Origin of the sequence: Psychrobacter sp. AOP3-A1-26 (genome assembly GCF_052378235.1) — a bacterium.
Lineage (GTDB): Bacteria > Pseudomonadota > Gammaproteobacteria > Pseudomonadales > Moraxellaceae > Psychrobacter.
In genome coordinates, this window is record NZ_JBQSXN010000091.1 from 1 (window position 1) to 12289 (window position 12289).

The 12289-nt window shown below is 43.3% G+C and carries 8 protein-coding genes and 1 pseudogene; 3 read left to right on the forward strand and 6 right to left on the reverse strand.

The features are described from left to right. Positions 1 to 221 precede the first annotated feature (221 nt). The 3 genes from argS to ACT3TU_RS12145 all read left to right on the forward strand — a co-directional run bounded on the left by argS (position 222) and on the right by ACT3TU_RS12145 (position 4224). Positions 222 to 2051, forward strand: a complete 1830-nt coding sequence (gene argS / locus ACT3TU_RS12135; protein WP_192524701.1) for an arginine--tRNA ligase — start codon at positions 222 to 224, stop codon at positions 2049 to 2051. Between the two features lie 85 nt (positions 2052 to 2136). Further along, the gene (locus ACT3TU_RS12140; RefSeq protein WP_192524702.1) at positions 2137 to 2988 is read left to right on the forward strand and encodes an SPOR domain-containing protein; all 852 of its coding nucleotides are present in this window, start codon (positions 2137 to 2139) and stop codon (positions 2986 to 2988) included. A gap of 141 nt (positions 2989 to 3129) precedes the next feature. Continuing rightward, complete coding sequence (locus ACT3TU_RS12145) at positions 3130 to 4224, forward strand: PTS transporter subunit IIC (protein ID WP_192524703.1); 1095 nt, start codon at positions 3130 to 3132, stop codon at positions 4222 to 4224. Positions 4225 to 4425: 201 nt separating this feature from the next. On the opposite strand, the gene ACT3TU_RS12150 is transcribed toward ACT3TU_RS12145, so the two are convergent. From ACT3TU_RS12150 to rdgB, 6 genes and pseudogenes are all read right to left on the reverse strand, one after another. Next, positions 4426 to 5412: a c-type cytochrome gene (locus ACT3TU_RS12150; protein WP_192524704.1), complete on the reverse strand. Its 987-nt coding sequence runs from the start codon at positions 5410 to 5412 to the stop codon at positions 4426 to 4428. A 447-nt stretch (positions 5413 to 5859) separates the two neighbouring features. Further along, positions 5860 to 6795 (reverse strand): annotated as a pseudogene (locus ACT3TU_RS12155) (SDR family NAD(P)-dependent oxidoreductase). Between the two features lie 323 nt (positions 6796 to 7118). After that, positions 7119 to 8393, reverse strand: coding sequence for an ATP-dependent protease ATP-binding subunit ClpX (gene clpX, locus ACT3TU_RS12160; protein WP_192524774.1), 1275 nt, complete (start codon positions 8391 to 8393; stop codon positions 7119 to 7121). Between the two features lie 127 nt (positions 8394 to 8520). After that, entirely contained in the window at positions 8521 to 9150 is a 630-nt protein-coding gene (gene clpP, locus ACT3TU_RS12165) for an ATP-dependent Clp endopeptidase proteolytic subunit ClpP (protein ID WP_192524776.1), read from the reverse strand. 550 nt (positions 9151 to 9700) lie between these two features. After that, positions 9701 to 11044 (reverse strand): trigger factor, encoded by a 1344-nt coding sequence (gene tig / locus ACT3TU_RS12170; protein ID WP_192524773.1) that lies wholly within the window; start codon positions 11042 to 11044, stop codon positions 9701 to 9703. 524 nt (positions 11045 to 11568) lie between these two features. Next, positions 11569 to 12240, reverse strand: a complete 672-nt coding sequence (rdgB, locus tag ACT3TU_RS12175; RefSeq protein WP_225735340.1) for an RdgB/HAM1 family non-canonical purine NTP pyrophosphatase — start codon at positions 12238 to 12240, stop codon at positions 11569 to 11571. Positions 12241 to 12289: the final 49 nt, after the last annotated feature.

A 12289-nucleotide genomic window follows, 5' to 3' on the forward strand; every position in this document is an offset into this window, starting at 1 on the left:
CTATAAGTACTGGCTGCCATAACCATAAGATTTTAGGGCTAATTTTGGTGCAAATGGTGCAATAAAGCGCAAAGATTGTTATATTTACAGGTTACTTATATTTTTACATTATTTTATCCCTTGCAATGTCGGTCGCCATTATAATACGCAGTTATTAACTGTTTGCATCCACCACATTTTTACCCCGTTTTTGTTGTTTATTTAATTGAGTTCAAATCCCTATGTCACAAGCCCAAATTGATACCCTTGCTTCACTATTTAACGATGCTATTACTACTTTACAAGCAGATGGCACTCTACCAGCTGACTGGAAAAACAACAGCCAAATCACCCGTACTAAAGACCTGAGTCATGGTGATTTTGCCAGCAACATCGCGCTTACTGCTGCCAAAGCCGCCAAGGTCAACCCGCGCCAGCTTGCCGAAAAAATCGTCAATGCTCTGCCCGAAAATCAAAATATTCGCCAAGTAGAAATCGCAGGTCCTGGGTTTATTAATGTTTTCTTAAATGCGGAAGCCAAGTTTGCCGTATTAGACGATATCTTTACCTTGCAAGACCGCTTTGGTTTAAGTAAGCAGTTTGATGGTCAAAAAGTACAAGTTGAATTCGTCTCTGCCAATCCAACCTCTAGTTTGCATGTCGGTCACGGACGCGGTGCTGCCTTTGGTATGAGCGTGGCAAACTTGCTTGAAGCGATTGGCTATGACGTCACGCGTGAGTATTATGTCAATGATGCCGGTCGTCAAATGGATATCTTGGCCACCAGCACCTATTTGCGTTATCTAGAAGCCAATGGCGAACAAATAACCTTCCCAGTTAATGGTTATCAGGGTGACTATGTCAGTGATATTGCTCAAACGCTAAAAGCACAACATGGTACTAGCTATGTGCATGATTTTGCAAAAATCGCTAAAGATGTGCCAGAAGACGCTCAGTTTGAGATAAATACTGATGGCGAAAAAACACTGCTATCAGGCGATAAAGAAGCGCACATCGATGGTCTAATTGCCAATAGCAAAGCATTACTTGGCGATGGTTATGAGCTGTTTTTAAATGCTGCGTTGAGTAGTATTTTGGCCGACATCAAAGATGACCTAAATGACTTTGGCGTGAGTTACGAATGCTGGTTTAGCGAAAGGTCGATTGATAGTGAAATTGAGCCAGTCTTACAAATCTTAGATGAAAAAGGCTATCTATACGAAAAAGATGGCAATATTTGGTTCAAATCGACCGATTTTGGCGATGAAAAAGACCGTGTGGTCCGCCGTGCCAATGGTCAATCTACCTACTTTGCCTCTGATATTGCCTATCATAAAAATAAATTTGATCGCGGTTTTGATAGAGTCATTAACGTCTGGGGTGCAGACCACCATGGTTATGTACCGCGAGTAAGGGCGGCTTTATTAGCGCTTGGCATCGATGCTGAGCGTCTCGATGTGGTGCTGGTACAGTTTGTCGCACTATGGCGCGGCAGTGAAAAAGTGCAGATGTCATCTCGCTCGGGCAAATTTGTGACCTTACGCGAACTGCGCCAGGAAGTTGGCAATGATGCGGCGCGTTTTTATTATGTCGCGCGTAAGCCTGAAGTGCATGTTGATTTTGACTTAGAGCTTGCCAAATCACAGAGTAAAGACAACCAAGTGTATTACATCCAATATGCGCATGCACGTGTTTGCCGAGTATTAGAAAAACTAGAAAACAGCGGCTTTGTAGTAGACGATGCGATCGGCTTGCAGCAGCAAAACTTACTCAGCGCACCGAACGAAGATGAGCTGATTAAACTGCTAGCGGGATATCCAGCGACATTGCTGCGTGCAGCGACGGGTTACGAGCCGCATGTATTGACCAATTATTTAAAAGAATTGGCAGCACTGTTCCATGGTTGGTATGACAGCAATCGTATTTTGCCCGTGAGCTTGACGTCGGGCGAGACACCAAGCTCGGATGAGATGGATTTGATGCAAGCCCGCCTGCGTTTGTCTAAAGCGGTACGCCAAGTATTGGCCAATGGGCTTAATTTATTAGGGTTGTCGGCACCGTCTAGCATGTAGCATTTATTATGTAACATAAATAGACGATTGATAGCAATAATTTGATGATAGTTGATAGTTAGATTCAGTAGGGAGATGCAAAGCCATGCTAGCCAAAAAACCTAAAGGCGCGACTGAAAAGCGTAAAACAAGTAGCGTATCAGGCTTATTATGGATGTTTGTCGGAGCAATATTGACGCTTATGATCGGGGTGTTTATATACCTATCGCCATTATTTGATTTCAGTCCCGCTGACAGAAATGCAGGTAATGATTCTGATCGTCAGGTACAGCAGCGTGTCGATACTGATACTGATAATGGGGATTATGAGTTTTACGATATTTTACCCAATCAAGAAATGGCCACTATTCCTGATGAAGATTTTGGTGAAACCAGTAACCGTCCATTAGGACAAACCTCTGACTTTGAGCCTGATGTGGTCGTCAATCAACCAGAAGATACTGCCTCGAATCGTAACGATGATACAGGTAATTTTGGTATCTCTGAAAACACAGTTATCACACCAAGCCGTGATAGCAGTGGTAACAACGCTGCCACTAATAATAGCGGTGATGATGGCGATATTGTTGTTGTCGAAGAGGATGCGACTTACGATGGTTCGACGCCTGCTAGCAACAATAATGCCAATCGAACTAACAATGCCAATCGAACCAACAGTACTGGCTCAGGTGCTGCCAACATTCAAGCGGCCAAACCCGCTGCTACCTATATTTTGCAGATCAATAGCTTTGGTGATGCTGATGAAGCGGACCGCCGCCGTGCACAGGTGCTAATGGCAGGTGTAGATGCTAAAGTGGTGAAAAATACTACAGGTAGTGGTTTGCCAATCTATCAAGTGATTTCACGGCCGATGAATAACCGTCAAGCAGTCACTACTGCTCAGCAGCGCCTACAGAATAATGGTATTGATTCTATTATCGTTGAACAGCGTCGTTAGGTTAAGTTGCTTGGAATAGCTTTAGTGGTTGATTTATAATAAAAAAGCGTCGCAATGACGCTTTTTTTATCTCTTATTTTTAGTAAAGTTTTACTCAGATTTTAATTTTATCTCATTAACACTTCTACAAAGAGTATAGCTATGACGGTATCGACTTCAGCAACGCCACCTACGGACATGATTAAAGCCTTTTTTCAGAAGTATTTTATCGATGCATTTACTGGCATGGCTTTAGGGCTATTTGTCACGTTAATTGCGGGTCTTATCATCTCACAAATCGGTGGTTGGTTAAATTTACCTGCATTGGTCGCGGTGGGTAAGCTGGCATCGGTATTAATGGGAGCGGGTATCGGGGTAGGCATTGCTTATTATCTCAAAGCACCGACGCTAGTCATGCTCAGCTGTTTGGTGGCAGGAATGCTTGGTGCTCATTCTGAAGCGCTGATGGCAGGGACGATCTTTACCCCGCAAGTGGGAGGGCCTGCGACGTTTGTTGCTTTACCTGGGAACCCAATCGGTGCCTATTTAACGTCCGTATTTGCTTATCGTGCGGGCACTTGGGTCGCGGGCAAGACCAAGCTTGATATTTTACTCGTGCCCTTATTAGTGTGTGCGGTGGCATTGGCCGTGTGTGCGTTGTTGAATCCTCCTGTCGTTGCGGCAGTCAATGCCATTGGTCAGGGTATTCAAGCGGCCACTGAGTTACAGCCGCTATTAATGGGTATTGTCATTGCGGTGGTGGTTGGTATTTTATTGACATTACCGACATCTAGTGCCGCCATTTGCATTGCCATTGGGCTTGGTGGCCTTGCGGGCGGGGCCGCAGTAGTAGGCTGTGCGGCGCATATGATTGGTTTTGCCGTTGCGGGCTTTAAAGATAATGGTGTTAGCGGTGTGGTATCGCAGGGGTTGGGCACCAGTATGCTACAGATTCCCAATGTCCTTAGAAAGCCCATCGTTTTATTGCCTGCTGTCATAGCCAGTGCCATTGTCGGTCCCATTGCAACCGTTGGTTTCGGGCTTGCTTGTACTGCCACTGGTGCGGGTATGGGAACTGCTGGATTGGTGGGCGTGTTTGGTGTGATTGAAGCGTCACAAGAGTTGATGAGTATGACGCAGCTATGGACAGCAATTATTTTATTGATGTTTGTATTACCCGCTATCATTGCCGGTATCGTGGCTTATGTGATGCGCCGTATGGGCTGGTTGATTGAAGGTGATATGAGATTACCTTAAAAGTTTTACGAGACTGCTGGTATAGTTTTTTGCAGCCTCTGTCTGCGTAGGCACAGCAAGCAAGAAAAATTTATACCAGCAGTAGAGCCTGTATCGATATCATCTTTAAGCGACTATATTATGTTAGGTATAATGCATAAAAACCCCAGCTATTTTGATAGCTGGGGTTTTTATGGTAAATATCATAAAGGTTTTTAAAAATTAACGACGTACGTCTTTAGGCGCATCACCATTTGGCCAATCTTTCTCTTTATTGGCTTTTACAGGGCGTGGCAAGTGGGTAAAGTAAGCTGCAATATCGACTGCTTCTTGGTCGCTGAGCGAGTTGCCTTGACCGAACGGCATTTTGCCTTTGATAAATGATGCTGCGGTATAGGTACGCGCCATACCCGCACCGTCGTTGAATGACTTATCACCAGCGACTGCTGGATAGAGGTAAGTGCCATCATCGTTGTATTGACCTTCGCCATTCTCTCCATGACAAACCGTACATTTTTCAGCAAATAACTTTTTGCCATTATCGGTATTTGGCTCTAACGACTTGTCAACTTTAACAAAACCACGACCTTCAGGTGAAACACCAAAGGGTAAGTCTTGTGACAGCCAGCTCATATAAGAGACCATGGCGTTCATATCATCTGAAGCTAAGTCAAGCGGCTTACCATTCATTGAACGCTCAAAACAACCATTGATGCGCTCTTGAATCGTATTGACGCGACCCGCACGTGTACGATAAATAGGATAAATACCTGGCATGCCATTCCAAGGTGCCGCGAAGGCTTCTGCGCCATTACCTAAGTGACAACTGGTACAGTTAAGCTGGTTACCGACGTTGTCTGGTAGCTCTTTATAAGTGTGGTTAGCCAGTTGTAGGCCGCGCTTTACCGCTGCACCAAATTCATCATCTGGAATCGTTGATTGATCTGGCATTTTGATAGAAGGTTTGGCGCTTGCTGTGGTGTCGCCGCCAGTGGGCGCCGTCGTATCATTGGCAGCTGGCATGTTATCTTTTAATGCCTCTGCACGAGATTCCAAATCTTTTACACGTGCCAATGCTGCTGCTTCTTCGACACGGTCGACAGCTTTGGTATCTTCGCTATTACTACAACCCGTCACACTGGCAGCACTAATCGCAAAAATAGTCGCTACTAATAGGGAGGAGTAATTAGTATTGGGGATTTTTTTCATTGGAATATCCTTATCTTAAAAAATAATATGTAAATATAGATTTATATGGTAATTTAGATACCATAATGGCAGAAATAATTTTGTGTTTTAGATAAATAACGTGCTAAAAGTATAAGGAACATCAAGAAGCGTCCTTAGGTATTCAAGGCCATTTTAATAACTTCTCAACCCAACTCTGCCTATTAAAATCCAACAAGTAATCAATCTGTAAGATGCTAGTAATATAATTGTACCAAATACAAATAAGTAAAGTGTTTTTAAATTAAAAATAAAAGCAAATTTATTCAATAACCTATAAAAAAGAGACGGAAACTGAGATAAAAGCCAATACTGCTTACCACATCAAAAAAGGCGCTCAAACATTACCCATGTTTGAGCGCCTTTTTTGATGTGGTACTTTTTATAGCTCATTTAGTCGCTTTCGTTCAGCAGAAGGACGCGTTCTAGTCATTTCGTAGCAGCAGTTTTTGAACGTTTCTTACCTTTTAATTTACGAGATATTTTATTGATGTTATTTAATACCTGACCATAACGCGATGGGAACAGGCGCTGTACCGCATCTATCATCTTGGCATCGTTACCAATCAAGCAACGCGGTTGTTGGGTCGCGGCTGCTTGTAAAATAATCCAAGCAGCTTCACTGGCATCGAACTTTAAGAATTTATTAAAGCTGCTGATGGCTTTACGGCCGCTACGCATGCCCAGATCACTAATACTGTCATTGCCACGCGCGCTATTGGCAATATTGGTTTTAATGCCGCCTGGATGCACACAAGTTGCTGAGACACCGCAGCGCTGAATGTCTAACTCTTAGCGCAAGCTTTCGGTAAAACCACGTACGGCAAACTTACTGGCGTTATAAGCAGATTGCGAAGGCTGAGCGGTCAAACCAAATAGGCTGGAAATGTTGACGACGTGACCGTGTTCGTTAAATTGGCGTGATTTGTTGTCTATATTATGATTAGTAGACTCGCTTTGCTTCACGCTATTTTTAATCAATGGTAAGAATGCTTTGGTGCCATAGACCACACCCCAAAAATTGATACCCATGATCCATTCAAGCTCACTAATACTACTGCCTTCTACGGTTGAATAGAGTGCCACGCCAGCGTTGTTAAAGATAAAATTCACCTTACCATAATCAGCCATCACACTATCTGCCCAATCGTTAACGGCTTTGTTGTCTGAAACATCGAGTACGGTCGTGGTGGCTTTAATGTCGTAACCAATGAGCAGTTCTTGGGTTTGTGCCAATTGTTCAGCATTGATATCTGATAACGCCACGTGGCAACCCATCTGTGCCAAATGGATGGCAAGCTCACGCCCCATACCAGAGCCTGCTCCAGTAATCGCCGCGACGTGATTATGATAATAAGGCGCAATGTCGTGGTCTGTATCAGGAGAAAAAGGTAGGTGTTGACGCAAAGAGGTTGTTATAGCAGTGAGGTTATTGAGCATGATAAACAGTCCTTTGTTTAAGAGAGAAATAGTAGAAATTTCAGAGTATTTCTACCTTAGCACGATTTGTGAGGAGGGCTCATGTCGTTTAATAAACGCTGCTGTCACTCTTAAAAAGTGAATCAACTATATTGTATGTAATAAAAAATGAGAAAAATCAAGCGTAAAAAAAGCGTCTTAGCATGATGCCAGACGCTTTTTTAATAGAACAGCCAATGAATAACGGACTGTTTTAATCCAACCATGCATTAATCAATTTTAGGTGTTTTACCTTCATTAATTACTTCTGCATCAACCATGACGGTCTTAGCATCTTTCATTGATGGTAGCTCGTACATGGTTTCAAGTAGCGCGTTTTCAACGATAGAGCGCAAACCACGCGCCCCTGTTTTACGCTCCATGGCTTTTTTAGCGATGGCATCGAGGGCTTCTTGAGTAAAGCTAATATCAGCCCCTTCCATATCGAACAGATACTTATACTGTTTTACCAAAGCGTTCTTTGGTTCAGTGAGAATCTGTACCAAGGCTTCTTCGTCAAGCTCTTGTAGCGCAGCCAGTACTGGCAAACGACCAATCAGCTCAGGGATAAGACCAAACTTGATCAAATCTTCTGGCTCAACTTGCTGTAGCAAATCTGAGCTGCGTTTACTGTCATCTTTTGAGCTGATATCGGCGTTAAAACCAATACCACCTTTTTCTGTACGCTGTTGAATGACAGCATCAAGACCTGCAAACGCGCCACCAACGATGATTAAGATATTGCTAGTATCAACTTGGATCAGCTCTTGCTGTGGATGCTTACGACCGCCATGAGGCGGAATAGCAGCAACGGTGCCTTCGATAAGCTTTAGCAGAGCTTGCTGTACGCCTTCGCCTGATACGTCACGGGTGATAGACGGGTTGTCACCTTTTTTACTAATTTTATCAATCTCATCGATATAGATGATACCTTGTTCGGCTTTGCTCACATCATAGTCTGATGCTTGCAATAGCTTTTGAACGATGTTTTCAACGTCTTCACCGACATAACCCGCTTCGGTCAAAGTTGTCGCATCCGCCATCGCAAAAGGCACATCTAGCAGACGTGCTAAAGTTTGTGCCAGTAATGTTTTACCAGAACCTGTTGGACCAATCAGCAAAATATTACTTTTGGCTAGTTCAATCATTGCATCGTCAGCGCCAATTTTGGCTTTTTTGCTATCGCTGGCTAAGGTTTGGCTAACTTTTAGACGCTTATAGTGGTTATAAACCGCAACCGCCAATGCTTTCTTGGCAGCATCCTGTCCGATGACGTATTCATCAAGTTTGGCACGCAACTCTTTTGGCGTTGGTAGCTTTTTATTGACCCAAGAGGTATCGATTTCGCTATCATCATCACCGTCTTCGGCGCTGTCAGCGATTAAATCGGTACATAGCTCGATACATTCATTACAGATATTGGCATCGTCGGCGGCAATCAGCTGCTGTACATCGCTTTTGGCTTTGCCGCAAAACGAGCACTGCGGGGTGTTATCTTCTGCCATAAAAGGCGCTCCTAAAATTTAAAACTCACAAGTATTCTGATTATTGACATCAAGGCCAAAATGTATATCGTTAAGGCGCTTGATGCTTATCAAGGCTTCTGCTCTTATACGTCTACCATCACAGTAATTATAAAGAAGCAGGGCGGCGCTCTAATACTTCGTCAACCAAACCATATTCTTTGGCTTCTTTAGCATCCAACCAAAAATCACGCTCAACGTCTTTTTCGATTTTCTCTACTGGTTGACCCGTACGCTCAGCTAAAATCTCATTTAAACGGGCACGTGTTTTTAGAATTTCACGCGCGTTAATTTCGATATCTGTCGCTTGACCCTGCGCGCCGCCTGAAGGCTGATGAATCATCACGCGAGAGTTGGCTAGCGCATAACGTTTGCCTTTTTCACCTGCCGCAAGCAAGAATGAACCCATGCTATAAGCGCCGCCCATACAGATAGTCGATACTTCTGGCTTGATAAAGTTCATGGTATCAAAAATCGCTAAACCAGCACTCACTGAGCCGCCTGGTGAGTTGATGTATAAATGAATGTCTTTGTCAGGGTTTTCTGCTTCTAAGAATAATAATTGAGCGACGATTAGATTGGCCATATGGTCTTCGACTTGACCGGTCAAAAAGATAACGCGTTCACGCAATAGGCGCGAAAAGATATCAAACGAGCGTTCACCGCGAGATGACTGCTCAACCACCATCGGTACTAATGCGGCTTGAGTCGTGCTTTGTACATTGTCATGCGCACTCATGAGCATATCAAAATGCGGGTTGGCAGTGATGCGATCATAATCTGTCATAAAGATGTCCTGTTTATAAGTATATAGAATAAAGGGATTAAGGTTAGCTGCTGGCTAAATTTTTATTGGTGGTTATCATTGTAAACATTGCTGGCTTGTAATAAAACCTATCCGCTAATAAAAATTATCAAGGCCAATAAAAGGCAGTTAATATTGAAAGTCGCCAATAATAATGCCTACTAACAATAGCCGCAAAAAAATAATTGAGCCAATGGTAACTTTTTTATTAGAGTAATAGTAACGTTTTAATGTGAAAAATGACTTTGTATTAATAACATGAGTGTTCTTAATAATATGAGTGACTCCCTATTAATAAGGCGTCTGTACACATTTATCAAGGGGCTCAGCTATAAACTGTTTATAAAGATAGCCTTGACCCTTTGTCAGAGTACCAATAAAAATGCCCTAACAATGTGTTAGGGCATTTTTGGTTCAAGCTAAGCTATCTACCAATTAATGGCAATTTGCAAAGTTAGCTCCTAAGAAGTTATCTCTTAAGAATTTACATCGCTTGTTGCTGCTGTTGCTGAGCGGCTAGCAAGTCTTGGTAGCTGACTTCTTTGTCCGTCACTTTACCTTGCTCGATTAGATAATCAACCACTTGGTCTTCTAGTACCACAGACTCAATGTTAGCGCGTTGCTGTTTATCATTGGTATAGTACTCGATGACTTCTGCTGGATCTTCGTAGTTTTCAGCGGCTTCTTTGATGAAGCTTTCAACGCGCTCTTGATCGACTTCTAAGCCTTTGGTGTCGATAACGCGAGCAACGATGATGCCAAGACGGGCAGCACGTAACGCTTGTTCTTCGAACAGCTCGTTTGGCAGCATGTCTTTATCGAAGCTATCAGCATTGGCACCAAACTGCTGAGAAAAACGCTGCATCATCATGTTGCGCTGACGCTCAATTTCTTGCTCTAGCATGGCGTTCGGTACGTCAAACTCGTTCTTTTCTAGTAGTGCGTCAAAAGTCGCTTGTTTCACTTGGCTACGTGCTGCGTTTTTGATTTCGCGTTCCATGTTTTTGCGCACGTCTTCTTTTAACTTCTCAACACCGCCTTCTGTTACGCCGAATAGCTCAAGGAACTCTTCGTTGATTTCAGGCAATTTAGATCTTTCGACCAGTTTTACGTTGATTTTGAATTGTGCTTCTTTACCAGCCAAGTTTTCAGCTTGGTAATCTTCTGGGAAGGTCACGTCGATGACTTTTTCTTCGCCAGCTTTCATGCCTTTAATGCCAGTCTCAAAACCTGGAATCATTTGGTTGCTACCGATGACCAGTTTGAAGTCCTCAGATGAACCACCTTCAAATTTCTCACCGTCGATTGTACCTTCAAAATCAAAGGTTACTTGGTTGTCTTTTGCCGCCATGCCTTTTTTCTCGACGAACTCTTCACGTTGCTTTTGTAGGTTTTCGATCATGGTGTCGACGTCTTCTTCGTTAACCGTCGCAGTGTGACGCTCAACTTCGATTTCATCGATACCTTGAACTTCAACTTCTGGGAAGATTTCGACAGTCGCTTGATAAACTAAGAAATCATCTTCAAGTTTTACGTCGTCGATGTTAGGCATACCAACGGCGCGGATGTCTTCAGATTTGATCGCTTCAAAGACCGTATCACGGATCACATCGTTGATCACTTCTTGTTGAATGCCAGCACCGTACTGTGAACGGATATGTGACATTGGAACGTTACCTTTACGGAAACCGTCAATTTTGGCAGTTTTCGCAACTTGGCGAATACGGCCTTCAACTTTGTTTTGGATTTTTTCAACGGGCACTTTAACCGTTAGCTGAGTTTCTTTATTAGAAAGCTTGTTGGTTGTGACTTGTAAATCTGTAGCCATGTTCATTACACCTTTAGGATTAAATAATAAATAATAGGCAATCGTGCCCCAAAATACGGGCGCTTACTGTCGATTGCCGTTGGAATAAATAGGGGACATCGGTAGCTAGCAGCTCGGTAGTCAATGCCTTTAGTCATTACCGCGGGCACTAAATGATACTAAAAAGCGAAGCTATTTATCTTAATAGACACTACAAATATCAATAATAAAGCGTTAATAGGTCGCATAATAACGTTTTTTGCTCAATTATGCAGGCAAATAACGGCTTTCAGCAAAATTTTAAAAGTAGAACAGTATAATCTATCTGTTTATTAAAGTAAAAATTATCTGTTTACGGTCAAGTGAATTTAAATCTATAGTCAGTCCTAAATAAAATAAGTACAAATATTATCACGTGTTACTGGGACAAATTTTTCTTGCTTGCTTGCTGTGCCTGCGCAGACAGAGGCTACGCAAAATTTATCCCAGTAGTACTGTATTTTTTTATAGTGGAACGGCTATATTACATTTATAGTCCATTACACCTATAAAGGCAGCTGCGCCAATAATTGCTCAATCGCCTGTCCACGATGACTGATGCGGTTTTTATCAGCAGCGCTCAAGCTGGCAGCAGTCGCTTGCAGCTCTGGCAACCAAAACAGCGGATCATAGCCAAAGCCGCCCTCACCATGGGGCGTCTCTAAAATCTCACCGTGCCACAATCCTTGCGCGATAATCGGTAGCGGATCATCGGCATGACGAACCATGGCCAATACACAAACAAATAGCCCTTTAATCGGTTCGTTAGTCTGCGCATCGCGAATGGGCTGTAAGTCAGCAATAAGCTTGGCATTATTTTTGTCATCGTTACCATGCTCACCGGCATAGCGCGCAGAGTAAATACCCGGTGCGTTGCCCAGTACGGGTACACAAATCCCTGAATCATCCGCAATCGCTGGTAGTCCGCTGGCTCGGCTGGCATGTCGCGCTTTGATAATGGCGTTTTCTATAAAGCTCAGCCCATCTTCAATCGCATCATCGATATCAAGCTGACCTTGCGGGACGATGGTGACGTTTAAATTGGCGTCATCAAACAGTCTTTTAAACTCAGCAAGTTTGCCTTTATTGTTACTGGCAAGCACCCATTGATTAGCGGCTGCTGCTTGGCTCGATGGTGTGGCCTGTGAATAGGCTTCATTTGCGCTCGTCGTACTCATAGTGTCCGTCCAGCATTGGTTGTTTATTAAGAAGTATTTTATGTTTTAA